This window comes from Streptomyces similanensis, from assembly GCF_039543625.1.
Taxonomy (GTDB): Bacteria; Actinomycetota; Actinomycetes; order Streptomycetales; family Streptomycetaceae; genus Streptomyces; species Streptomyces similanensis.
Genome location: NZ_BAABKC010000011.1, coordinates 200701 through 224458, shown reverse-complemented (window position 1 = coordinate 224458; position 23758 = coordinate 200701). Strand labels below are relative to the sequence as shown.

Annotated in this window: 22 protein-coding genes; 11 read left to right on the top strand and 11 right to left on the bottom strand. The window is 73.5% G+C overall.

Annotated features, from left to right (window positions below; all coding sequences use genetic code 11):
- Positions 1–193 precede the first annotated feature (193 nt).
- Complete coding sequence (locus tag ABEB07_RS04280) at positions 194–1864, top strand: alpha/beta hydrolase (protein WP_345667069.1); 1671 nt, start codon at positions 194–196, stop codon at positions 1862–1864.
- A gap of 75 nt (positions 1865–1939) precedes the next feature.
- On the opposite strand, the gene hemQ is transcribed toward ABEB07_RS04280, so the two are convergent.
- Together hemQ and hemG are read right to left on the bottom strand one after the other, a co-directional pair.
- A complete protein-coding gene (gene hemQ / locus ABEB07_RS04275) occupies positions 1940–2671 on the bottom strand; it encodes a hydrogen peroxide-dependent heme synthase (RefSeq protein WP_164585854.1) in 732 nt (243 codons plus the stop codon).
- 4 nt (positions 2672–2675) lie between these two features.
- Positions 2676–4142 (bottom strand): protoporphyrinogen oxidase, encoded by a 1467-nt coding sequence (gene hemG / locus ABEB07_RS04270; RefSeq protein ID WP_345667068.1) that lies wholly within the window; start codon positions 4140–4142, stop codon positions 2676–2678.
- 263 nt (positions 4143–4405) lie between these two features.
- Between hemG and ABEB07_RS04265 the strand changes: the two genes are divergently transcribed.
- On the top strand, positions 4406–5479 hold the full coding sequence (locus ABEB07_RS04265) for a DUF4349 domain-containing protein (protein WP_345667067.1): 1074 nt from the start codon (positions 4406–4408) through the stop codon (positions 5477–5479).
- Positions 5480–5788: 309 nt separating this feature from the next.
- Here ABEB07_RS04265 and ABEB07_RS04260 read toward each other — a convergent pair whose 3' ends face one another.
- The 4 genes from ABEB07_RS04260 to ABEB07_RS04245 are packed head-to-tail and all read right to left on the bottom strand — an operon-like array spanning position 5789 to position 9396.
- On the bottom strand, positions 5789–6424 hold the full coding sequence (locus tag ABEB07_RS04260; RefSeq protein WP_345667066.1) for a response regulator transcription factor: 636 nt from the start codon (positions 6422–6424) through the stop codon (positions 5789–5791).
- Positions 6402–7721: a sensor histidine kinase gene (locus ABEB07_RS04255; RefSeq protein WP_345667064.1), complete on the bottom strand. Its 1320-nt coding sequence runs from the start codon at positions 7719–7721 to the stop codon at positions 6402–6404. Before ABEB07_RS04255 ends, ABEB07_RS04260 begins: the two co-directional genes overlap by 23 nt.
- Positions 7679–8545: an ABC transporter permease gene (locus ABEB07_RS04250; RefSeq protein ID WP_345667062.1), complete on the bottom strand. Its 867-nt coding sequence runs from the start codon at positions 8543–8545 to the stop codon at positions 7679–7681. Before ABEB07_RS04250 ends, ABEB07_RS04255 begins: the two co-directional genes overlap by 43 nt.
- Positions 8542–9396 (bottom strand): ABC transporter ATP-binding protein, encoded by an 855-nt coding sequence (locus ABEB07_RS04245; protein WP_345667061.1) that lies wholly within the window; start codon positions 9394–9396, stop codon positions 8542–8544. Before ABEB07_RS04245 ends, ABEB07_RS04250 begins: the two co-directional genes overlap by 4 nt.
- A 322-nt stretch (positions 9397–9718) precedes the next feature.
- Here ABEB07_RS04245 and ABEB07_RS04240 point away from each other — a divergent pair, with 322 nt between their 5' ends.
- The 3 genes from ABEB07_RS04240 to ABEB07_RS04230 all read left to right on the top strand — a co-directional run bounded on the left by ABEB07_RS04240 (position 9719) and on the right by ABEB07_RS04230 (position 12379).
- A complete protein-coding gene (locus ABEB07_RS04240; protein ID WP_345667060.1) occupies positions 9719–10642 on the top strand; it encodes a hypothetical protein in 924 nt (307 codons plus the stop codon).
- A gap of 73 nt (positions 10643–10715) precedes the next feature.
- A complete protein-coding gene (locus ABEB07_RS04235) occupies positions 10716–10889 on the top strand; it encodes a hypothetical protein (protein WP_345667059.1) in 174 nt (57 codons plus the stop codon).
- 92 nt (positions 10890–10981) lie between these two features.
- Positions 10982–12379 carry an FAD-dependent oxidoreductase gene (locus ABEB07_RS04230; protein ID WP_176150929.1) on the top strand — a complete coding sequence of 466 codons (1398 nt, stop codon included), beginning with the start codon at positions 10982–10984 and terminating at the stop codon, positions 12377–12379.
- A 311-nt stretch (positions 12380–12690) separates the two neighbouring features.
- Here ABEB07_RS04230 and ABEB07_RS04225 read toward each other — a convergent pair whose 3' ends face one another.
- Positions 12691–13056 carry a hypothetical protein gene (locus tag ABEB07_RS04225; RefSeq protein ID WP_345667058.1) on the bottom strand — a complete coding sequence of 122 codons (366 nt, stop codon included), beginning with the start codon at positions 13054–13056 and terminating at the stop codon, positions 12691–12693.
- Between the two features lie 145 nt (positions 13057–13201).
- On the opposite strand from ABEB07_RS04225, the gene ABEB07_RS04220 reads away from it, so the two are divergent.
- Positions 13202–14035 (top strand): rhomboid family intramembrane serine protease, encoded by an 834-nt coding sequence (locus ABEB07_RS04220; protein ID WP_345667057.1) that lies wholly within the window; start codon positions 13202–13204, stop codon positions 14033–14035.
- A gap of 40 nt (positions 14036–14075) precedes the next feature.
- On the opposite strand, the gene ABEB07_RS04215 is transcribed toward ABEB07_RS04220, so the two are convergent.
- The 4 genes from ABEB07_RS04215 to ABEB07_RS04200 all read right to left on the bottom strand — a co-directional run bounded on the left by ABEB07_RS04215 (position 14076) and on the right by ABEB07_RS04200 (position 18110).
- Positions 14076–14819 carry an FAD binding domain-containing protein gene (locus tag ABEB07_RS04215; RefSeq protein ID WP_345667056.1) on the bottom strand — a complete coding sequence of 248 codons (744 nt, stop codon included), beginning with the start codon at positions 14817–14819 and terminating at the stop codon, positions 14076–14078.
- Between the two features lie 116 nt (positions 14820–14935).
- Positions 14936–15739 carry an ABC transporter ATP-binding protein gene (locus tag ABEB07_RS04210; RefSeq protein ID WP_345667055.1) on the bottom strand — a complete coding sequence of 268 codons (804 nt, stop codon included), beginning with the start codon at positions 15737–15739 and terminating at the stop codon, positions 14936–14938.
- Complete coding sequence (locus ABEB07_RS04205) at positions 15736–17055, bottom strand: FecCD family ABC transporter permease (protein WP_345667054.1); 1320 nt, start codon at positions 17053–17055, stop codon at positions 15736–15738. The genes ABEB07_RS04210 and ABEB07_RS04205 overlap by 4 nt, the downstream gene beginning before the upstream one ends.
- Positions 17052–18110: a FecCD family ABC transporter permease gene (locus ABEB07_RS04200; RefSeq protein WP_345667053.1), complete on the bottom strand. Its 1059-nt coding sequence runs from the start codon at positions 18108–18110 to the stop codon at positions 17052–17054. The genes ABEB07_RS04205 and ABEB07_RS04200 overlap by 4 nt, the downstream gene beginning before the upstream one ends.
- Positions 18111–18298: 188 nt before the next feature.
- On the opposite strand from ABEB07_RS04200, the gene ABEB07_RS04195 reads away from it, so the two are divergent.
- The 5 genes from ABEB07_RS04195 to ABEB07_RS04175 all read left to right on the top strand — a co-directional run bounded on the left by ABEB07_RS04195 (position 18299) and on the right by ABEB07_RS04175 (position 23758).
- Positions 18299–19282 carry an ABC transporter substrate-binding protein gene (locus tag ABEB07_RS04195; protein ID WP_176150924.1) on the top strand — a complete coding sequence of 328 codons (984 nt, stop codon included), beginning with the start codon at positions 18299–18301 and terminating at the stop codon, positions 19280–19282.
- A gap of 86 nt (positions 19283–19368) precedes the next feature.
- Positions 19369–20175, top strand: a complete 807-nt coding sequence (locus tag ABEB07_RS04190) for a 2,3-dihydro-2,3-dihydroxybenzoate dehydrogenase (RefSeq protein ID WP_345667159.1) — start codon at positions 19369–19371, stop codon at positions 20173–20175.
- Between the two features lie 50 nt (positions 20176–20225).
- The gene (locus ABEB07_RS04185) at positions 20226–21440 is read left to right on the top strand and encodes an isochorismate synthase (protein WP_345667052.1); all 1215 of its coding nucleotides are present in this window, start codon (positions 20226–20228) and stop codon (positions 21438–21440) included.
- On the top strand, positions 21437–23110 hold the full coding sequence (locus ABEB07_RS04180; protein WP_425588946.1) for a (2,3-dihydroxybenzoyl)adenylate synthase: 1674 nt from the start codon (positions 21437–21439) through the stop codon (positions 23108–23110). Before ABEB07_RS04185 ends, ABEB07_RS04180 begins: the two co-directional genes overlap by 4 nt.
- Positions 23111–23125: 15 nt before the next feature.
- On the top strand, positions 23126–23758 hold the full coding sequence (locus ABEB07_RS04175) for an isochorismatase family protein (protein ID WP_176150922.1): 633 nt from the start codon (positions 23126–23128) through the stop codon (positions 23756–23758).

Genomic DNA, 23758 nt, shown 5'->3' with positions numbered 1-23758 from the left:
GACGTGGGGGGCGCGCGGGTGCTCAAGACGGAGTGCGCGCCCACGCGGGGCGCGTCGGGCGCATTGGCGCCGACACCGGCCGTGCGGTGCTTGCCTCGCTCCACGGACGCACCAAACATCCCTTCTGTTGCCGCCGGCCCTCGAATCGCTGCCGCCGGGCAGCGAAGCCGCCGCGCGCCGAAGGGGATACGCGATGAGAGCAGCAGCCGTCTGCACGGCCGCCGGTTCCTTGATCCTGACCGCCCTCGCCGTCCCGGCCGGTGGTGTGCCCGCGAGCGCGCGGGCGGTGCCCGGCGGGGCGGCGGAGCTGCGCGGCACGATCGTGGCCGCGGCGCGCGCGGAGAAGGCCGGCATCCGCTTCCGCCCGTGCGCGGAGACCGCGAAGCTGCCGGTCGCGATGGAGTGCGGCACGGTGTCCGTGCCCCTCGATTACGCCCGCCCCGACGGCCAGCAGATCCGGCTCACCGTCAGCCGGGTCCGGGCCACCCGCAAGGACCCGCGCGACGGCAGGCGCGCGGTGCCCCGGCAGGGCGCCCTGGTATTCAACCCGGGCGGTCCCGGCGGCGACGGCATGTCCTTCCCGCTGGTCGGGCTCGCGCCCGAGTGGAAGCGGATCGCCGCCGCCTACGACCTCGTCGGCTACGCCCCGCGCGGGGTCGGCCGCTCGGCGCCGCTGTCCTGCCGGGACCCCAAGACCTTCCTCAAGGCGCCGACCTTCCCGCCGATCAAGCCCACGGCGGCGTACAAGAAGCAGCGCGTCGCCGAGGCCAGGGCGTACGCCCGCGACTGCGCCCGGCGCGCGGGTCCGGCCCTGCGCCACTACACCTCCCTCGCCAACGCCCGTGACCTGGACGTGCTGCGGGCGGCGCTGGGCGAGCGGCGGCTGACGTTCATGGGCGCCTCCTACGGCACCTACTTCGGCGCGCTGTACGCGGCGCTGTTCCCCTCGCACGTGCGCCGGATGGTGTTCGACTCGGTGGTCGACCCCGCCCCCGCGCGGATCTGGTACGGCAACAACCTGGCGCAGTCGGCCGCGTTCGAGGGCCGCTGGACGGACTTCAAGAAGTGGGTGGCGCGGCACGACTCCGCGTACCGGCTCGGGCGTACGGCGGCCGCGGTGCAGGCGTCGTACGACAAGGCGCGCGGGCGGCTGGCCGCGAAGCCGGCGGGCGGCAAGGTGGGCCCCGGGCAGTTGCAGGCCGCGTTCCTGAACGTCGGCTACTACGACGACTTCTGGCCGGGCAGCGCCGAGGCCCTGTCGGCGTATCTGAAGGGCGACGGCAAGCCGCTGGTCACGATGGCCGCGCCGGGCGCGGAGGGGGCGGCGGAGGCGGAGAACGGCGCCGCGGTCTACGCGGCCGTGGAGTGCAACGACGCGGCCTGGCCCGCCGACTTCGCGGTGTGGGACCGGGACAACACCCGGCTGGCGCGGACGGCGCCGTTCGAGACGTGGGGCAATGCGTGGATGAACCTGCCGTGCGCCTACTGGACGGGCCCCCGGCAGCGGCCCCTGGACGTGCGGACGGCGCCCGGTGAGCTGCCGCCGACGCTGCTGCTGGCTGCCGAGCGGGACGCGGCGACGCCGTACGAGGGCGCGGTCGAGCTGCGGCGGCGGCTGGCGGGTTCGGTGCTGGTGACCGAGCGGGGCGCGGGCGCGCACGGCGTCGGCTACGGGCCGAACCGGTGCGTCAACGCGTACCTGGACGCGTATCTGCTCCAGGGCCGGGTTCCGGCCCTGGACGCGGCCTGCGCCGCGCACCCGGAGCCGCAGCCGAACCGGCCCACCTTCCGGGACCTTCGCAAGAAGGAGCTGCGCGCCGCGCTGAAGGCGCGCGCCGCCGCCCGGCCCCGGAACGGGAAGTGATCCGGCCCGGCGTCCCGTGCTCCGGTGAGCGCGGGACGCCGGGCCGTGCTCGGCCGGTCAGACGTGCTCGGCCGGTCAGGCCAGGCCGGCGACCAGCTCGGCCACGTCCTTGCGGCGGCCGGTGAAGAACGGGACCTCCTCGCGGACGTGCCGGCGGGCCTCCGAGGCACGCAGGTGGCGCATGAGGTCGACGATGCGGTGCAGTTCGTCGGCCTCGAAGGCGAGGATCCACTCGTAGTCGCCGAGGGAGAAGGACGCGACGGTGTTGGCGCGCACGTCCGGGTAGCCGCGGGCCATCTTGCCGTGGTCGGCGAGCATCCGGCGGCGGTCCTCGTCGGGCAGCAGGTACCAGTCGTAGGAGCGCACGAAGGGGTAGACGCTGACGTAGTCGCGGGCCGTCTCGTCGGCGAGGAACGCCGGGATGTGCGAGCGGTTGAACTCGGCGGGGCGGTGCAGCGCCATGTTCGACCACACCGGCTCCAGCGCGCGGCCGAGCTTGGTGCGGCGGAAGAGGTTGTACGCCTCCTGGAGCTGGTCGCTGGTCTCGGCGTGCCACCAGATCATGACGTCGGCGTCGGCGCGCAGGCCGGAGACGTCGTAGGTGCCGCGGATGGTCACGTCCTTGGCGGCGAGCTGGTCGAACAGCTCCTGCACCTCGTCGGCGTAGCCCGTGCGGTCCTCGGGCAGTACGTCCTTCAGCTTGAAGACGGACCACAGCGTGTAGCGGATGACCTCGTTGAGGTCCTTTGCCAGCTTGCCCTTGTTCGGGATGCGGCCGGACTCGGTGGTGGAGGCTTCGTCACTCATGGGCTTATTCTCCCGCTCCGCCGTGCCGGCTCCGCACCGGGGCGGCGGTGAGTTCCCGCACGGCCGTCAGGTCGCCGCCGAGCTGGTCGACGGCGGCGTACGCACTGGCCACGCAGGCGGGGATGCCGACGCCGTCGTAGAGCGCGCCGCACACCGCGAGGCCGGGCAGTTCGCCGACGTGCGCGCGGATGCGGGCCACGCGCGCGTGGTGGCCGACCGGGTACTGGGGCAGTCCGTCGGTCCATCGGGTGACGCGGGTCTCCACGGGTGCGGCGGTCAGGCCGACGGCCTCGCGCAGGTCGTGCCGGGAGACGTCGACCAGGTCGGCGTCGGCGCGGCCGAGCACTTCCGTCTCGCCGTACCGTCCGACGGAGGTGCGCAGCACCGTCACGTCCGGGTCCTGGTCGGCGATCCAGCCCCATTTGCGGGAGGCGAAGGTCGACGCCTTGATGGTCCGTCCGTCGACGGGCGGCACGAGGAAGCCGCTGCCGTCGGGCAGGGCGGCGTCGGCGTCGGAGCGGCGGTAGGCGAGGGTGATCAGCGCCATGGAGGCGTACTCGACGGCCCGCAGTTCGGCGGCGGCCCCGGGCGACTCGGCGCTCAGCAGCGCGGCGGCGGCCGGCGCGGGCACGGCGACGACCACCGCGTCGGCGTCGAGCACCCGGTCCCCGGCCGTGATCCGCCAGCCCGCCGGCGTCCGTCGGCGCAGCTCGGTGACGGGGGCGCCGGTGAGGAGCTCGCCGCCGCGCGCCCGCACCGACTCGGCGACCGTGAGGGGCAGCCGCCCGACGCCGCCCTCGATGCCCGTGAAGACCGGTCCGGCCGTCCGCGCGTTCGCCGCCGCCGCGGCCTGGATGGCGCGGACGGCTTCGGTGAGCGAGTCGTGCCGCTGGGCGGCCTGGAAGAGCTGGGGGACGGCGGAGCGCATCGAGATGCGGTAGGCGTCGCCCGCGTAGACCCCGCCGAGCAGGGGCTCGACCAGGCGGTCGACGACCTCGCGGCCCAGGCGCGCCGCGACGTACTCGCCGACCGCCACGTCGTCGCCGGTCTCGGTGCGGGGCAGCCGCGCGTCGCGCTCGATACGGGCGAGGCCGTCCTCGGAGAGCACTCCGGCGAGCGCGGCGGCGGCGCCGGGGACGCCCATGACGTGGCCCTTGGGCATCGGGCGCAGGGCGCCGCGGGTCCAGATCGAGGCGGTGGCGGTGGCCGGCGGCTGGAGCGCGTCGGCGAGGCCCACCTCGCGCGCCAGGCCCACCGCCTCGGGGCGACGGGCCAGCATCGACTCGGCGCCCAGGTCGACGCGCACCCCGGCGATCTCGCCGGGCAGCAGCTTGCCGCCGACCCGGTCGGACGCCTCCAGCACGGTCACCCGCGCCCCGCGTTGCAGCAGGCGGTGCGCGGCGGCCAGGCCCGCGATCCCGGCCCCGATGACGACGACGTGCCCCGTGCTGTCCGTACCCGTTGCGCTCATGGCCCCACTCTCTCAAACACCACTGACAGTGACGGCGGGGCCCGGTGGTCCCGGCGGGGGTGCCGGTGGTCCCGGCGGGGTGCCGGTGGTTCCGTCCGGGGCCGGTGGTCCCGTCGCGCGCGGTGTCCGGCGCGGTGCTCGGGCGCGGTGTCCGGCGCGAGTCGCGACCGTGACCTCTTCGGGACCGTTTCCCGCCAACGTTCCGTGCGGTCCCGGCGTCGAAGGAGCGTCAGTGGTCACGACGACCCCGGGGGTACACCCACATGCACGCACCACGTTCGGTCCGGCCCGCCTCCGCCCTGGTCGGGCTGCTGCTCGCCGCGGCCCTCGCGCTCACCGGGTGCAGCGCGGACGGCGGCTCCTCCGACACGGGCGACAAGGCCGCCGGGGGCGACAGGGCCGCCTCCGGCGGCGCCGCCGGGAGCGGGTACCGCGGCGACGCCGCCTCCGCGCAGGACGCCGGCTCGTCCGGGAGCGGCGGCTCGGCCAAGAGCGGCGGCTCGGCTCCGGGGGCGAAGGCGAGCGCCGCGCCGAAGCTCGGCACCGACCACATCGTCCGCACCGCCTCGCTGACGGTGGAGGTCGGCGACGTCGCCAAGGCCCTGGACGCGGCCCGTACGGCCGTCGAGCACGCGGGCGGTTACGTCGGCGACGAGACCACGACCCGCGACGAGGACGGCCACGAGCGGACCGAGGTGGTGCTGCGGGTGCCCGCCGAACGGTACGACGGCGTGCTCACCGCTCTGCAGGGCGCGGGCAGGCTGGTGGAGCGCACGTCGAAGGCCGAGGACGTCACCGACCAGGTCGTCGACGTGGACAGCAGGATCAGGTCGCAGCGGGCGAGCGTCGACCGGGTCCGCGCCCTGATGGAGCGGGCCGACCGGATCGGCGACGTGGTGGCGCTGGAGGGCGAGCTGAGCCGCCGCGAGTCCGACCTGGAGTCGCTGCTCGGCCGGCAGGCGTCCCTGAAGGACCGTACGAGCCTGGCCACCATCACCCTGTCATTGTCCGGGACGGCCGCGCACCGGACCGCCGCCGCGGACGACGCACCCGGCTTCGGGGACGCGGTGGCGGGCGGCTGGCACGTGTTCGTCACCGTGGTGCGCTGGCTCGCGCTGGCGCTCGGCGCGGTGCTGCCGTTCGCCGTCGTGCTGGCGGCGCTCGTGGTGGCGTGGCGAGTGGTACGACACCGGCGGCCGCGCCGGGCCGCCACCGCGCCCGCCGCACCCGTGCCGCCCGTGATGACCGCGCTGGGACCGCTGCCCGGCGCCCCGCGGGGGTCGTCGGCGCCGCCGCCGGCGGCCACGGAGGAGAGCGGTCGGCCGGACGGCGAGTGAGCCGGGGCGGCACCCCGGGCGGCCGGCCGGGCACGCGCCCGGCGTCGGCCAGGAGGGGGAAGCCCCCCGTGAGAGTCGGAGGTTGTTCCGTGGCCCGGGGCCGGTTGATGCGTTGGCTGGGTACGGGTGAGGTGGTCTCAGCGGAGAGGGCCAGGTGGTGCTGGTGGCGGCGTACGGGCGCACGAACCGAGGTCCGCCGCCGACAGCCGCAGCAGGAAGCGGAGAACGCCGTCAGCGCCAGGCACGAGCCCGCGTGGAACACGCCCTGTCGTGACTGACCAAACCCGCTCGGTGTACCCAGACCACCGGTCATCCCACCGGAAGCAGACCCAGCCGTATCGCGCGGGTGACCGCCGCCGTGCGGTCGGAGACGCCGAGCTTGCCGAAGCTTCTGAGCAGGTGGGTCTTGACCGTGCTCTCACCGATGAACAGGCTGTGGCCGATCTCGGAGTTGGTGCATCCCTGCGAGACCAGCTTCAGCACCTCCAGCTCCCGCTGGGACAGTTGCGGCCGGTCCGGCTCGCCGCCGCGCAGCCGGGAGACGAGCGCCGCTGCCACGGTGGGCGCGAGCACCGTATCGCCGCGTGCCGCGGCCCGGATCGACTCGGCCAGGTCGGCGCTGGAAGCGTCTTTGAGGAGGTAGCCGGCCGCGCCGGCCTCCACCGCGCGCAGGATGTCGCGGTCGGTCTCGTAAGTGGTGAGAACTACGACGCGGGTGGTGCTGGAGTGTGCAGCGATGATCTTCCGGGTAGCTTCGACGCCGTCTCCCCCAGGCATCCTCAGATCCATCAATACGATGTCGGGCCTCAGCCGGGCGCACAGGGCCACGCCTTCAGGGCCGGAGGACGCGCTCCCGACGACCTCCAGGCCGGGGTGGGCGTCGAGCATGCCCCGCAGTCCCTCCCGCACCACGGGGTGGTCGTCAACGAGCAGGATTCGGATCATCGCTGGGTCTCCTGGAGCCGTTCTGGATAAGTGGAAGCGTCGTCCGGGAGGGCGGCTGCGGTAACCGTACGGTCAGCGTGGCGCCCTGCCCTGGGGCGCTGATCACCTCGGTCGTCCCGCCGATCTCGGTGACCCGGGCCCGCATGCCGGGCAGGCCGTAACCGCCGTCTGAAGCGGTGGGTGAGAAGCCGCGCCCGTCGTCGCGGACCGTCAGTTCGAGGTGGGCGGAGGTGTAGGCCAGGCAGACGTCGACGTGTGCGGCGTGCGCGTGTTTGCGGATGTTGGACAGCGCCTCCTGGGAGGCTCGGAGCGCCACCACCTCGACTGTCGGCGGAAGAGTCCGCGGCGTACCGGTGACGTGGACGTCCACGATGATGCCGAGTTCCTCGGCGAGCCGTTCACCGAGCCGCCGTACCGCCTCGTCCAGAGCGCTGTCGTCCAGCTGTGCTGGGCTGAGGGAGGCGACCAGAGAGCGGGATTCGGCAAGGTTCTCGCGGGCGGTGCGGTGCATCAAGTCGACGTACCGGCAAGCCTGTTCGGCCCGTGGGTCCAGTTCGCCCCGCAGTGCCTGGCAAAGCATCACGAGGCTGGTGAAGCCCTGCGCCAGGGTGTCGTGGATCTCGCGGGCAAGCCGTTCGCGCTCCAGCAGTGCGCCGTGGGCGGTGGAGAGCCGGGCCAACTCGTCGCGACTCGACTCCAACTGGCGCAGAAGATCTGCTCGTTCGGAGCTCTGTACAGCGATGTTCTGCACCCAGCCGCCGATGGTCAGGCAGGACCCGGCGACCGACGCGGCGATCAGCAGACTGGGCAGGAGGTGTGCCGGCTCGTCCCACCACAGCACCGTCCAGCAGAGCGGAGGCACGACGTTGCACACCAGGAGGAAGGCGATGGCCTTCGAGCGGGACAGCAACAGGTAGGACAGGGGAGCGAGGACGACCATCGCGATGGACGTCTCCTGCGCGACGACCGCCGCGGGCGTGTAGAGCACTGCCACACCGGTGCAGAAGCTGAGCGCCCTACGGGAGTTCTCCGCGTCTCGGTGGAGTGCGGGCCGGCCGACCGTCGCGTAGAGCGGGACCGACAACAGCAGCCAGGCGTCCACTGCCGTGACCCAGGGCTTCGAGCCGTGCGAGAAGGCGACGAAGAGTTCCGCCGTCACCAGTGCCATGCCGAGTTGGACGTCCCACAACCAGGGGGTGCGCTGCCACGCGTGCGCCACGTGGGTAGCCGACCGGGGAGCCGCCGAGGTGACGGTCATCCGTCGCGCCGGTTCTTCCAGCGGAATGTCGTCAGGCAAAGAACCAATCCTCCGATGCACCAAGCGCCCAGAACCAGGGCGACCCGGCCGAGCTCCCAGTCTCCCGCCTGTTCCAGCACCTTCGCCCGGTCGGGCAGGAAGACCGAACGGAGACCCTGGCACATCCACTTCAGCGGGAAGAGGGAGCCCACCTCCAACATCCAGCCGGACACACTGTCGATGGAGATGTAGACGCCGGAGACGAACTGGAGGATGAGAAAGGGCAGAGTCATGATCGGGGCTGCGCTCTTCGCGTGCCGCGGCACGCTGCTCATCGCGATGCCCAGCAACGAACAGGAGACCATGCCCAGCACCAGCACCCAGACGAGGGTGAACCATTTGCCCGGAGCAGTGGGCAATTCCAAGCCGAAGAAGGCGACTCCCGCAACGAGCAACAAGACGGTCTCGGCGACACCGGTCAGCAGGACGAGGCACAGCTTGCCGATGAAGTAGGCGCTGCGTGGCAAGGGCATGGCCCGCAGCCGGCGCAGGCAGCCCTCGTCGCGTTCCGTGGCGATGCCGATGCCAAGAGACTGGAAGCTGGTCGACATCAGGCCGGCGCCTAGCATGGCAGCGACGTAGAGCTGGGAGACGGTGACTCCCGCGTTCTGAATCCTGTTGTGGAAGATCGAGGCGAACATCGTCATCATGACGATCGGCAGCGCGAAGGTGAAGACCACGGCTTCCTTGGCCCGGAAGAACTGCTTGAGCTCCACACCGCCGCGGAGCAGCCCGAGGCGGAACGAGCCGGGCAGCTTGCCGCTTGCGCCGTTCCGATGCAGTTCGTCGGCCGGGCGGTTTCCCACGAGGGGCTGCGGCGTCATGCCGTCTTCTCCTGCTGCTCGATGAGGCTCAGGTAGACGTCCTCGAGCGTGGGTCGCTTCACCGCCAGGTCAGGGACCTCGCCGTCGAATGCCGTGGCCAGTTCCCTGATGACACGGGTGGGCGTGTCCGTGTAGCACTCCCTTGGACCGTCCGGGGCACGCCAGCGAACGGTGGCCCGGGCGCCTGCGCGGCCGCCGAGGGTGGCCGGGTCGCCTTCGGCGACCACCTTGCCCCTGACGACGACGGCCAGCCGGTCGGCGAGGGCCTCGACCTCCTCCAGATAGTGGGAGGTGAGCACGATGGTGGTGCCGCCGCGGGCCAGCGAGCGGATCAGCTCCCAGAACTGGCGCCGGGCCGCCGGGTCGAACCCTGTGGTCGGCTCGTCCAGGAAGAGGAGTTCGGGGCGGCCGATGACGCCGACGGCGACGTCCACACGGCGGCGCTGGCCGCCGGAGAGCGCGGTGACCCGAGTGCTGGCCTTCTCGTCGAGCCCGACGAGGTGGATGATCTCCTCGGGCTCGCGCGGGTTGGGGAAGTAACGGGCGTAGTGCCGTACGGTCTCGGCGACCGACAGTTCGCCTGTCACGGCCTCGTTCTGCCAGACGATCCCGATCCTGGACTTCCAGCGCCGCGAGGCGTGCCCCGGGTCTTCGCCAAGTACCTCCACCTCGCCTCCGTCGCGGCGTCGGTGCCCTTCCAGGATCTCCACGGTGGTGCTCTTGCCGGCACCGTTCGGCCCGAGGATGCCGAAGATCTCACCGCGCCGGATGTCGAGGTCGAGCCCGTCGACGGCGACGCGCCCTCCATACGTCTTGCGCAAGTGCCGCGCTCGCACCGCTGTTCCTGCCATGCCTCCAGGATTCCGTCGACGGCGGACGTCGCGGTACGACCGGAAGGACTGTCCCGTGTCCACCACCCGGTGGACACAGCGGTGAGGCCAATGAAAACCGGTGAGCCCTGACCCCTTGAGCTCTCCCGCCCGAGCGGCCGGCCGAAGGCGCCCCGATGAGGGACCGCCGGCAGGCCGAAGGCCACGGCGAGGTCGCGACGGCTGCCGGACAGCTCTTGCACTTGCGTGACGGACAACACACCACTGCGGTGAAGATACTGCGCCGATATGACTCCAGCCCAGGGCTGGGAGGTGAATCACTCGCTCAGTGAAGGAACACGCCATGCTGCCCACTTCGCCCCCCACCGGCTCGTTCCCTGTGCCGATGAGCTTCGAGACGGCCTGGGAAATGACTGAGGTACCCATGATGCTGGGCGTGGCGAACAGTCGCGGCCCGGCCTCCTGGTCGCAACGGAAGGCAACGGAACTCAAAGGGGCCCGGAATATCGAGGGGGACCCGACCGGTCTCAACCTGGTCACCGGCCCTGAGGAATTACAGACGGAAGATGCGCTGCTCCAGAGAATGCCTCGGCCTTCTCGCCATGCTCCTGATCTCGTCGATGCGCTACGCGCCCAGTTCATCATCAGCACTGTGCCGGATGACCAGTTGGTCCTGAGCTCACTGGACTTGCTCGCCAAACGGGCGCTCGTGGTTCCGCGTAGCAAGCGTTGGCAGGAAGCAGTCTCCACCGCGTTGTTGGGCGACTGGAGCGCGCCCTTGTGGTCTGACGGCCATCTGTCGCCAACCGCCATCGGCGCGCTCAAGGCTGAGGCGCGGACGATCCACCGGCAACTGGTGCCCGTGTGGCAGCGCCGTACCCGCCACGGGCGGGTGCTGTCCCTGGACGCTGTTCTGGGAGACGGGATCTCCCTGTACGACTTGATCGCCGCCGAGGCCGATCTGCTGCCGCGAATAGCTCATGGGGTGTTTGAGGACGAGCGGCTCAACGCTGTCCTGCGCGGCTTGGACCAAGTGGAGCGCGACATCGTTTTCGCTTATGCGGAGGGCGAGGGCACCACGTGGGCAGAAGCCGCTGCCTTCGTCGGCTCCCCCAACCCTGAAGCCATCGGTGAACGAGTCCGCCGCAAGACAAAACGACTCGCCGCCGAGCAGCGTCGCCGTCTGGCTCAGAGAAATTTCTACCGGGTCGTTCACAGTAGCCGACGTATGTCGCCCGAAGTGACAAGGATCGATGCTTCCGCCTGACCTTACGCGCCAGGGGCGATGAAATTCCCCATTGCAGAAATCCGTGATCCAATCAGTGAGGAAAGTCAGTTCCATGTCAAGGCTCGTCCTGCTCGTCGCCCTATTGCTGGCGTCAGTCGGCATCGTCGGCTTCGGTGGCCTCGCCTACCTCGTACACCGTCACCCATCCACTCGCGATCCCCTGGCTGTCGGCCTCACAGGCATGGCGCTGCTGGCCGCCCTCGTGATGCCCATCGTCACAAGGTGACACGACAGGCCAATGACGTGGACGCGCATCGACCAGCGCCTGGAGGGCTTGCCGAGCACGGGTGGGCGGGTGTGGCCGCCTAACGTGTTCGCATGACGGACTCAACGGAACGACTGGTCGTGATCGGCGGCGACGCCGCGGGAATGTCCGCGGCGTCACAGGCGCGCCGGCTGCGCGGGCCCGACGAGCTGGAGATCGTGGCGTTCGAACGCGGCCACTTCACCTCGTACTCGGCGTGCGGCATCCCCTACTGGGTGGCCGGCGACGTGGACGAGCGGGACGACCTGATCGCCCGCGGCCCCGAGGAGCACCGGGAGCGCGGCATCGATCTGCGGATGCGCACGGAAGTCACCGAGATCGACGTGGCCGGAGGCCGGGTGCGGGCGCGGGAGGTCGAGACCGGGGCCGAGTCCTGGACGTCGTACGACAAGCTGGTGATCGCGACCGGGGCGCGTCCGATCCGCCCCGACCTGCCAGGCGTGGACGCACCTGGCGTGCACGGGGTGCAGACCCTCGACGACGGCCAGGCGCTGCTGGACACCCTGACCCGCGCGGCCGGCCGCCGGGCGGTGGTGGTCGGCGCGGGTTACATCGGCGTCGAGATGGCCGAGGCGCTGATCCGGCGCGGCTACGAGGTGACGGTCGTCAACCGGGGCACGGAGCCGATGTCCACGCTCGACGCCGACATGGGGCGCATGGTGCGCGAGGCGATGGAGGGCCTCGGCATCGCCATGGTCGGCGAGGCGGAGGTCACCAAGGTGCTGACCGGGCAGGACGGGCGGGTGCGGGCGGTGGCCACCGAGGACGCCGAGTACCCGGCGGACGTGGTCGTGCTGGGCATCGGCGTACGCCCCGACACGGCGCTGGCGCGCGCGGCCGGGCTGCCGCTCGGCGCGCACGGCGGCCTGCTCACCGACCGGGCGATGCGGGTGCGCGGCCACGAGAACATCTGGGCCGGCGGCGACTGCGTGGAGGTGCTCGACCTGGTCTCCGGGCAGCAGCGGCACATCGCGCTCGGCACCCACGCCAACAAGCACGGTCAGGTCATCGGCACCAACGTCGGCGGCGGCTACGCCACCTTCCCCGGCGTGGTCGGGACCGCGGTGAGCAAGGTGTGCGACCTGGAGATCGCGCGCACCGGCCTGCGCGAGCGGGACGCCCGCCGGGTCGGGCTCCAGTTCGAGACCGTCACGATCGAGTCGACCAGCCGGGCGGGCTACTACCCGGGCGCCTCCCCGATGACGGTCAAGATGCTCGCCGAGCGCCGCACCGGCCGGCTGCTGGGCGTCCAGATCGTGGGCCGGGAGGGCGCGGCGAAACGGGTGGACATCGCGGCGGTCGCGCTGACGGCCGGACTGACGGTGGAGCAGATGACGTCACTCGACCTCGGCTACGCGCCACCGTTCTCACCGGTGTGGGACCCGGTCCTGGTGGCGGCGCGCAAGGCCGCGGCGAAGATCCGCGAACCGTGGGACCGCGCGGCGAGCTGACCTGGCCGGTCGGCCGACCGGTGCGGGTGGTCGGCCGGGACCGGTGGTCGGCCGGGACGGGCGGTCGGCCGGGACCCGCGGTCGGCTGGGACAGGTGGCCGACCGGGACCGGTGACCGCCCGGGACCGGTGGTCGGCCCGGGACCGGTGGTCGGCGGTCGGGCGAGACCGGCGAGCGGCGGTCGGGCGGCCGGGCCCGGCAGGTGGGCGAGGCCGGCGACCAGCGGGCGGCCGGCCGGGGCGGGCGGCCGTTCGGGCTGGGCCGGCGAGTGGCCGACCAGGACCGGCGGGCGGTTCGGCCGGTTCGGGGGGCTAGGCGGTGCCGCCCATGCGGTCCATCGGGGGGCGGGTCGGTTCGGTCGGGGGGCGGGTCGGGAGGGCGGAGACCGACGCGGCGGGCGCCGACGCCGTGCCCGCCGGCGGCGGGCCGGCGGCCGCCGTGGTGACGGCCTGCGGTTGCGCGCCGGCCGGTCTGGCGTGCGCGCCGGGCGGGGCCGAGCGCAGCCGGTGGCCGACGGCCTCGTCCAGCGTCACCGGCCGCTGCATCCGGGCCGCCAGCCGTCCGGCCTCCTGGCCCAGCCGGGCGACGTCCTCCCAGGGCAGCCGCACCACCAGGGACAGTTCGGCCTCGCCGTCGGGCAGGGCGTGCACCGCGGGTGGTCCCACTCGGTCGCTCATCGCCTGTACCTCGCCTCGTCACGTCGTCCCCGCGGGCCTGCTCGCCGCGCCACGGGCGGTCGGGGGAACATACGCACGAACGCCCGGCCGTGTTCATCCGCCGCCCCGGCCGATTCGCCGGGCGCGTCGCGGGCAGTACTTACCTGTGGTCATCCCCGTCCATGATCTGAACCCGACGCGGCGCACCCCGTGGGTGACGTACGCCCTGATCGCCGCGAACTTCGTGGTGTTCCTGCTGACGCCCGCCGTCTCCGGTTCCGCGACGGGGCAGGGCACCCTCGCGCAGCTGTGCCACCTGCACGCGTTCACGGAGCAGTGGGCGCTGGTGCCCCGCGAGCTGATCCACGGCCGGCTGCCGGCGCTGGTGCCGACCGGCGACACGGGGGTGGGCGTGCACGGGCCGGGCTGCGTGCTGGGCCCGCCGACGTACGACAAGTCGCCCGCGCTGTCCGTCCTGTCCGCGATGTTCCTGCACGGCAGCTGGCTGCACCTGCTCGGCAACATGCTGTTCCTGTTCATCTTCGGCAACAACATCGAGGACCGGATGGGGCACATCCGCTTCACCCTGTTCTACGTCGCCTGCGGGTACGCCGCCGGATACGGGTTCGCGCTGCTCAACGCGGACTCCGCCCAGCCGCTGATCGGCGCGTCGGGGGCGATCGCGGGGGTCTGCGGGGCGTATCTGGTGCTGTACCCGAGGGCCAGGGTGTGGGTCCTCGTGCCGTTCCTGATCTTCCTGCCGCTCCGGCTGCCCGCCTGGATCGTGCTGGGCTTCTGGTTCGTGCTCCAGGCGTTCTACTCGGCGGGCGACGCCGTCTCCGAGGCGGGCACCGTCGCGTACACGGCCCACGTCGTCGGCTTCGTCGTCGGCATGCTGCTCGTCCTGCCGCTGCGCCCCGGCACCCCGCCGCCGCCCGAGCCGCAGGGGCTGCTGTTCGGGCGGCGGGCGCGGCCGGGAGCGCAACGGCCGGGCTGGTAGCGGCAGGGACGGTGGCGGACAGGCCGGTGGCGGCCGGTTCTCAGCGGTCGGGGGCCGCGGCCAGGAGTGTGGTCACCTGTTCGGTGACGAGGTTCCAGGCGTCGGGGACGTCCGCCACGGGGGTCTCGCGCAGCTCGTCCAGAAGAGGGGCGGGGTCCGGGCCGCGGGTCCCCGTCGCGGTCCCAGTCCCGCTCGCGGTCGCGGTCAGCACCTCGTAGCCGTCGCGGACGGCGGCGCGCAGGCGGTGGCGTCCGTCGGCGCCGGCGTGCAGGGCGGTGGCGACGACGAGGGGCGGCGCGCCGCCCGCCTCGCCGGGCAGCTTGCGGTAGGCGCTGGCGACCGGCGTGTTCCAGCGCAGCCCGAGCAGGACCGGGCGCTTGGCCGTCACCTCGGCGAGATCGGTCTCGTAGACGCCGTGCGCGGCCAGGACGGTCGCGCGGGCCTCCAGGACCAGGGCCGCGGGCAGCAGACAGCGCAGCGCGCTGCCCGCGAGGTTGCCGCCGACCGTCGCCGCCCGGCGCACCGCGCCGGTGCCCACGGAGCCGGCCGCCGCGCGCAGCACGTACGGGACCCGGCCGTCGACGCGGCTCAGCACCACCGCGCCGCCCAGTTCCTCCGGACCGATGACGTTGGCCTGCGGCAACTCGCGCAGCGACATGGCCTGTTCGGGGAATCCGTCGCGCTGCCAGGTGGCCCAGACGAGGGTCGCGCCGCCTATCGGCACCGCTCCCTCGGCCAAGTGCTCCCGCGCGTGCGACACGGTCTTGGGCAGACGTACCAACACCTCAGCCACCCTGCCTCTCTGGGGACTCGGACGGACGGCCCTCGGTCGGCCGCCCGTCGGCACGGCGCATTTTCACCGCACGGCGGGGGGCGCGTACAGGGCTCACACGCGCGCGTTCATCCGCGCGCTCGCGGGACGACGACCGGGCAGGCGTCGCCGGGCGCGCGCAGGATGTCGGCCTCCAGGTCGTACAGCTCCTTGACGAGCGCCTCGTCCACGATCTCCTGGGGCGGGCCCTGGGCGACGACGCGGCCGTCCTTCATGGCGATCAGGGTGTCGGCGTAGCGGGCGGCGGAGGCCAGGTCGTGCAGCACCATGACCACGGTCCGCCCGGCGGCGGCCACCTGCCGTACGAGGGTGAGCACGTCGACGACGTGGCCGAGGTCGAGTGCGCTGGTGGGTTCGTCGAGCAGGACCACGGGGGTGTGCTGGGCGAGCACCATGGCGAGCCAGCAGCGCTGGCGCTGGCCGCCGGAGAGCCGGTCGAGCCGCTCGCCGGCGAGCGTGGTGGTGCCGGTGGCCTCCAGGGCGTCGCGTACGGCGCGTTCGTCCTCGCGGGACCACTGGCGCAGCAGGCCCTGGTGCGGGTGGCGGCCGTAGCGGACCAGTCCGGCGACGGTGACGGCCTCCGGCGCCCGCGGCGACTGCGGCAACAGGGCGACGAGGTGCGCTACTTGACGTTGAGTCAGTTTCCAGATGTCGGCGCCGTCGGCCAGTACGGCGCCCCGTGTGGGGCGGTGCAGGCGGGCGATGGTGCGCAACAGGGTCGACTTGCCGCAGCCGTTGGGGCCGACGACGGCGGCCACGTGTCCGGCGGGGACGCTCAGGTCGACGTCCTGGACGACGGGCCGGCCGGGGTATCCCGCGTGCAGGCCGCGCACCTGGAGGCCGGGATGGGCGTCGGTCATGGGAGTGGTCATGCCTTTCCGGTGGTGGAGTCGGTGCGGAAGAGGACCCAGAGGAGGAAGGGGCCGCCCAGGACGCTGGTGACGACGCCGACGGGGAGTTCGACGGGGGCGACGACGCGGCCGAGGGCGTCGGCGGCGGTGATCAGGGCGGCGCCGGTGAGCGCGGAGCCGGTCACCGGCACCCGGGTGGGGCCGCTCAGCCGGCCGGCGACGATCGGGGCGGCGAGCGCGACGAAGGCGATGGGGCCGCCGACGCCGACGGCCACGCCGGCCAGGGCGACGGCCAGCGCGAGCGCGGCGGCGCGCAGCCGGCGCAGGTCGACGCCGAGGCAGGCGGCCGTGTCGTCGTCGAAGCGCAGGAGCTGGAGGCGGTGGCCGGCGGCGAGGGCGAGCGGCAGGAGGAAGAGGAGCACGATCAGCAGGGGTGTGCCCACGTGCCAGTCGCGGCCGTTGAGGCTGCCGACGGCCCAGAGGAACACGCCGCCCGCGGTGTTGTCGTTCTCGCGGGACATGACGAGGTCGCCCACGGCGCCGATGACGGTGGAGACGCCGATGCCGACGACCAGGACGCGGTATCCGGCGCTGCCCGCGCCGCCCGCGCACAGCACCACCAGGACCGCGGCGGCGACGGCGCCGAGCGGGCCGAGCCACCAGTCGCCGACCATGCCGGTCGAGGAGCCGGCGGCGGTGGCCACCACGGCGGCGGTCGCGCCCTCGTTGACGCCGATGAGGTCGGGGGTGGCCAGGCGGTTGCCGGCCAGGGTCTGGGTGAGGCAGCCGGCGACGCCGAGGGCCGCGCCGACCATGACGCCGACGCACACGCGCGGCAGCCGGAAGTCCCGCACGATCATGACGGTGCCGGGATCGCCCGTGCCGAGCAGCCCGGAGAGGGTGTCGCGCGGGCTCATCCCCGTCGAACTCGCCATCACCGCGAGCGCGACCAGGACGACGAGCACCGGCACGAGCAGCGCGGCGACGAGCGCGCCGCGCCGCGGGAAGAGCCATGAGAAGGTTCCGCCGCGCAGGACGACGCTGTCCTCGGGGACGAGGGCGGCCGCCGGGACGGTGGCGTCCGCCCGGGCGGTGACGGCCTCCGGGGCGGTGACGTCCGCCCGGGCGGTGACGGCCTCCGGGGCGGTGACGGCCTCCGGCCTGGCAGGCCCGGTCGGCCTGGCGGGCCCGGTCGGCCTGGCGGGCCCGGTCGGCCTGGCGGGCCCGGCCGGCCCGGTCGGCTCGCTCTCCGCGCGCGGGGCGGCGGGCGCCGTGGCTTCGCCGCCGGGGGCCTGCGGGTCGGCGGCGGGGTGCGGGCCGCGGGCGGGCGGGGTCATGAGGCGGCTCCGGCGGTGGAGAGACGGGAGGAGCGGGCTATCCAGACGAGGAGGGGGCCGCCGACGAAGGCGAGCAGGACGCTCACCGGCGCCTCCCAGGGCCGGATGACGACCCGGGCGAGGAGGTCGGCAACGATCATCACATCGGCGGCGATCAGCGCCGACAGGACCAGCTGGCCGGACATGCTCGCGCCGACCACGGCGCGGGCGGCGTACGGGGCGAGCAGGCCGAGGAAGGCGATCGGTCCCGCGACGGCGACCGCGCAGCCGGCCAGCAGCGAGACGGCGCCGGCGACCACCAGGCGGACCCGGCCGGGGTGGTGGCCCAGCGAGCGGGCGCTGTCGTCGCCGAGGCCGAGCGCGGCCAGCGGACGGGCGCAGCCGAGCGCGACGGCGAGGCCGACGGCCACCAGCGGCAGCAGCGGCAGGAGTTCGGAGGTGCGCACGCCGGCGAGCGAGCCGATCGTCCAGTAGCGGTAGACGTCGAAGGTGGACTGGGTGCCGAGCAGGACGTACGACGTCATGCCGTGGAAGGTGGCGCCGAGCGCCGAACCGGCCAGCACCAGCCTCAGCGGCGACCCGGCGGCGCGGCCGCTCGCCGCCAGCAGCAGGACGACCGCGCTCGCGGCCATGCCGCCGGCCAGCGCCCACACCAGCAGCGCGGTCGGCGAGGAGGCGCCGAAGAAGGTGAGTCCGACGACGACGGCGAACGCGGCGCCGGAGTTGACGCCGAGCAGTCCGGTCTCGGCGAGCGGGTTGCGGGTGGCGGCCTGGAGCAGGCAGCCCGCCGTGCCCAGGCAGAGGCCGACCACGACGGCGGCCAGGGTACGCGGCAGCCGTACGTCCACGACGGCCAGGCGCAGTTGGGGATCGGCGCGGGCGGCGGCGTCGCCGGTCAGGTACGCGAAGGCGCGCGCCGGAGAGCTGCTGCCGGTGCCGATCAGCAGTGAGAGCAGGCACAGGACCAGCAGCAGCACGAGGAGGGCCGCGGTGGCGGAGACGGCGGCGCGCCCCCGGACGGGTGGGCCCGTGGGCCGACCGGATCCGGACTTCATGAGCGACGACCCCCTCGAAATGAGCATATGGTTAGCCTAACCTAAGTGCCGTCCCGTCAGGCGGCGGGAGGTCCGTGCGCCCGCATGTCCGGGGCCCGGTCGTTCCGCATGCCTGAACGGGCCCCGGCGTGCCGGATCGTGGCCTCACTCCGCGGGTCACGACAGTCGAACAACGGAGATTTCAGGCCATGATGGCGCCCCGCTTTTCCACCCCCGCCACCCGTCGCACCGCGGCCGCGGCCCTGGCCGTCGCGTGCGGCCTCGTCCTGAGCGCGTGCGGCTCCTCGGACGACGACTCCTCGGCGGGCGGTTCCGCGGGCAAGGGCACCACCACCACGGTCACCGACGCGACCGGCGCGAAGGTGACGGTGCCCACCGCTCCCCGACGCGTCCTCGCGCTCAGCGAGATGGACCTGGACTCCGCGCTCGCCCTCGGCGTCAAGCCGGTCGGCCTGACCGCCGGACGCGGGCAGAAGGGCGCCCCCGAGTACCTGAGCAAGCAGGCCGAGGGCATACCCGTGGTCGGCGCGGTGACCGGCCCGGACATCGAGAAGGTCGTCCAGGCCAAGCCCGACGTCATCCTCGCCGGCCAGCTCGCCGACGAACAGGTGCTGGCGCAGCTGAAGAAGATCGCCCCCGTGGTCGTCACCATCGACGGCAGCAAGAGCTGGAAGAAGTCCCTGGAGCTGACCGGGCAGGCGCTCGGCAGGAGCAACGAGGCGAAGAAGTTCCTCGCCGGCTACGACACCCAGGCCGCCGCGCTGAAGAAGGACCTCGGGGCGAAGGCCGGCGCGACCGTGTCCGTCGCCCGCTACTCCGCCAAGGGCACCGCCGTGATGCAGCAGGGCGTGTTCATCAGCGACGTGCTGAACGACCTCGGCTTCAAGCGTCCGGGCATCCAGAACCAGAAGGGCGAGGGCCACTCGACGCCGATCAGCGACGAGAACCTGAAGGAGATCGACGGCGACTGGCTGTTCATCGGCACGCTGTCGTCCGCCGGTCCGGACGCGGGCCTGCTCGACCAGCTCGCCAAGAAGCCCGCGTACCAGCAGCTGAAGGCCGTCCGCGAGCACCACGCCACCGTGATCGACGGCTCGAAGTGGACGAGCCTGGGCGGCGCGCAGGCCGCGGTCTCGGTGCTGGACGACATCCGCAAGGCCATGGTCAAGTGAGCGCCGCGCAGCCGGTGGAAGCCGCACGACCCGTGGAAGCCGTACAGCCCGTGCAAGCCGCGCAGCCGGTGGAAGCCGTACAGCCGGTGGAAGCCGCACGGCCGGTGGAGCAGGACCTCGCCGGCCGGCTCGCCCTGGTGACCGGGGCGGGCCGGGGCATCGGCGCGGCCGTCGTCGAGGCGCTCGCCGGGCGCGGCGCGCGCGTGCTGGCCACCGACCTCGCGCTGCCCGAACCCGCGCGCGTGGCCGGGCGGTTCGGCGATCAGGTCACCGCCCGCGCGCTGGACGTCACCGACGCCGAGGCGGTGGAGGCGGTGGTCGCCGAGGCCGAGGACACGCTCGGCCCGCTCGACATCGCCGTCAACGTCGCCGGGATCCTGCGCGGCGCGCCCGTGGTGGACCTGACCGACGCCGACTGGGCGGCCGTGTTCGCCGTCAACACCGACGGCGTCTTCCACGTCTCGCGGGCCGCCGCCCGCCGGATGACCGCCCGGGGCCGCGGCAGCATCGTCACCGTCGCCTCCAACGCGGCCGGCGTCCCGCGCAGCGGCATGGCCGCCTACGCCGCCTCCAAGGCCGCCGCGGTGATGTTCACCAAGTGCCTGGGGCTCGAAGTGGCGCCGCACGGCGTGCGCTGCAACACCGTCTCCCCCGGCTCCACCCTCACCGAGATGCAGCGCGCGATGTGGGAGAACTCCCCCGGTGGCGCCGAGAGCGGCCGCCGCGCCGTCATCGAGGGCGACCCGGCCGCGTACCGCACCGGCATCCCGCTCGGCCGCATCGCCGAGCCGTCCGACGTCGCCGAGGCCGTCGCCTTCCTCGTCTCCGACCGCGCCCGCCACATCACCCTGCACGACCTGTACGTGGACGGCGGCGCGACCCTGCGGGCCTGACCGCCCGCCGCCCCGCGCCCAGTTACGGCTTCCCCCACCCTGGAGTCCCGATGACCGCCCCCGTGAGCGACCCCGGCCTCGCCGCCGGGCCCACCGCGCCCACCGCCCTGACCCCCGGCGCCGCCGTCGCGCTGCTGGACGACTACCGGGCCGGCGCCGACCGCTTCCTCGCCACCCCCCGGCGCACCCTGCTCACCCACGGCACGGCCGCCGAAGTCCCGCACGACGAACGGCCCTTGACGCGGCGGGTGAGCGAGCTGCTGACCGGTCTGCGCCGCCCGGACCGGCCCGCGCCGCTGGTGCTCGGCGCCGTGCCCTTCCTCCCCGACGCCCCGGCCGCCCTGGCCGTCCCGGCCACCGTGCGCAGCGCGCCCGCGCTGGCCGAGGACCCGCTGATCGCGCTGCCCGCCCAGGACCCGGCGGACGGCGCCGGCTGGCAGGTGCGCGAGTGGCCCGCGCCCGAGGTGTACGGGGCCGCGGTGGCCGCGGCGGTGGCCCGGATGCGGGCCGGGGAGTTCGACAAGGTGGTCCTCGCCCGCACCCTGGAGCTGACCGCCCCCGACGACCCCGACCTGCCGGCCATGCTGAACCGGCTGGCCCGGCGCGACCCGTCCGGCTACACCTTCGCGGTGCCCAGCGCCCCCGGCCGCACCCTGATCGGCGCCAGCCCCGAACTCCTCGTCGCCCGGCGGGGCGACCGGCTCACCGCCAACCCGCTGGCCGGCTCCGCGCCGCGCAGCGCCGACCTGGCCGAGGACGTGCGCCGCGCGGTGGCGCTGCTGGAGTCGCCCAAGGATCTGCACGAGCACGCGGTCGTGGTGGACGCCGTACGGCGTGCGCTGGCCCCGCTGTGCGGGCGCCTGGAGGTGCCCGAGCGGCCCACCCTGGTGCGCACCGCCACCATGTGGCACCTGTCGACGACGGTCACCGGCGAGGTCGCCGGACCCGAGGTCACCGCCCTCGACCTGGCCTCGGCGCTGCACCCGACCCCGGCGGTGTGCGGCACGCCCACCGACGTGGCGCGCTCCGTGATCGCCGCCTCCGAGCCCTTCGACCGGGGCGCGTACACCGGCATGGTCGGCTGGCAGGACGCCGACGGCGACGGCGAGTGGGTGGTGACCATCCGGTGCGCCGAGGCGGAGGGCCGCACGCTCCGGCTGTTCGCGGGCGCGGGCGTGGTCGCGCAGTCCTCGCCGGAGGCCGAGACCGCCGAGACGGCCGCCAAGTTCCGCACCTTCCTGGACGCCGTGGGAGCCGCGCTGTGACCGCCGACGCCCTTGTCTCGGGCGCAGACGCCCCCGACGCGGACGCCCTCACCCCCGGTGTGGACGCGCCCACCTGGCCGGACGACTTCGCCGAGCGCTACCGCGCGGCCGGTCACTGGCGCGGCGAGACGTTCGGCGGGATGCTGCGCGAGCGCGCCGCCGCCCACCCCGACCGGATCGCGCTCGTCGACCCGGCTCCCGAGCGCCGCACCTGGACCTACCGGGAGCTGGACGAGGCCGCCGACCGGCTGGCCGCCGGGTTCGCGGCGCGCGGCATCGGCCGCGGCGACCGGGTGGTCGTCCAGCTGCCGAACGTCGGCGCGTTCGTGGAGGTCGTCTTCGCGCTGTTCCGGATCGGCGCGCTGCCGGTGTACGCGCTGCCCGCCCACCGGGACACCGAGATCGGCCACTTCTGCGCCTTCTCCGAGGCCGTCGCGTACGTCGTCCCGGACGTGCACGCCGGCTACGACCACCGGGAGCTGGCGGCCCGCGTCCAGGCCGGCACGCCGAGCCTGAAACACGTGTTCGTGGCCGGCGACCCCGGCGCGCACACCGCGCTGTCCGAGGTGCCGTGCGAACCGACCGGCCCGTTCGCCGGACCGGCCCCGCACGAGCTGGCGTTCCTCCAGCTGTCGGGCGGGACGACCGGGGTGTCCAAGCTGATCCCGCGCACCCACGACGACTACCTCTACTCGCTGCGCGGCTCCAACGAGATCTGCGGTGTGGACGCGGACACCCGCTTCCTCGTCGTGCTCCCGGCCGCGCACAACTTCCCGATGAGCTCGCCCGGTTGGCTCGGCGTGCTGTACGCGGGCGGTACGGCGGTGTTGTGCCCCAAGCCCGATCCGGCGACCGCGTTCGAGCTGATCGAGCGGGAGCGGATCACCATGACCGGGCTGGTGCCGCCGCTGGCCCTGGTGTGGACGGACGCCGCCGCGGCCACCGCGCACGACCTGTCCAGCCTGGAACTGATCCTGGTGGGCGGCGCGAAGTACAGCGAGCAGGCGGCGCGCCGGCTGGAGCCGGCCCTCGACTGCCGGCTCATGCAGGTGTTCGGGATGGCCGAGGGACTGGTCAACTACACGCGGCTGGACGACGATCCGGAGACGGTCGTCACCACGCAGGGCCGGCCCATCTCGCCCGACGACGAGATACGCATCGTGGACGACGCCGACCAGGACGTGCCCGAGGGCGCGTTCGGGCATCTGCTCACCCGCGGCCCGTACACCATCCGCGGCTACTGGCGCGCGCCCGAGCACAACCGGAGCGCGTTCACCGAGGACGGCTTCTACCGCACCGGCGACATCGTGCGCCGCACCCCGAGCGGTCACCTCGTCGTGGAGGGGCGGGCCAAGGACCAGATCAACCGGGGCGGCGAGAAGGTCGCCGCCGAGGAGATCGAGAACATCATCCTGGCCCACCCGGCCGTGCACGACGTGTCGCTGGTCGCGGTGCCCGACGAGTACCTGGGCGAACGCACCCTCGCCTACGTGATCCTGCGCGAGGGCGCCGAACCGCTCAGGTCCGTCGCCGTCAAGCGGTTCGTCCGCGAGCGCGGCGTCGCCGCCTACAAGGTTCCCGACCTGGTCGAGTTCGTCGACGCCTTCCCGCAGACCGGCATCGGCAAGGTCAGCAAGAAGCAGCTGCGTTCGACCGCCGAGCGGCGCTGAAAGGCCCCCCACACCATGGCACTTCCCAAGATCTCCGCCTATCCCCTGCCCGTCCCGGCCGAGTTGCCCGCCAACCGGGTGTCCTGGACCGTGGACCCGGCGCGCGCCGTCCTGCTGGTGCACGACCTCCAGCAGCACTTCCTGTCCGCCTTCCCGGCCGGGCAGGAACCGCTGACCGGCATGCTCGCCCACACCGCCCGGCTGCTGAAGGAGGCCCGCCGGCTCGGCGTCCCGGTGGTCTACTCGGCCCAGCGCGGCGGGCAGACGCCCGAGCAGCGCGGTCTCCAGCTGGACTTCTGGGGGCCGGGCGTCGCCGACGACCCCGAGGTGCTCGCCGTGCCCGAGGCCGTCGCGCCCGAGCCGGGCGACCACACGCTCACCAAGTGGAAGTACAGCGCCTTCGCCCGCACGGACCTGGAGGACCGGATGCGCGCGTGGGGCCGCGACCAGCTCGCGATCGTCGGCGTGTACGCGCACATCGGCGTCATGATGACGGCCGCCGACGCCTGGTCGCGGGACATCCGGGCGTTCGTGGTCGCCGACGCCGTCGCCGACTTCTCCCGCGAGGAGCACGACATGGCCCTGCGCTGGGCCGCCGGCCGCTGCGCGGTCGTGACCACCGCCGACGCGCTCTTCGAGGAGGTGTGA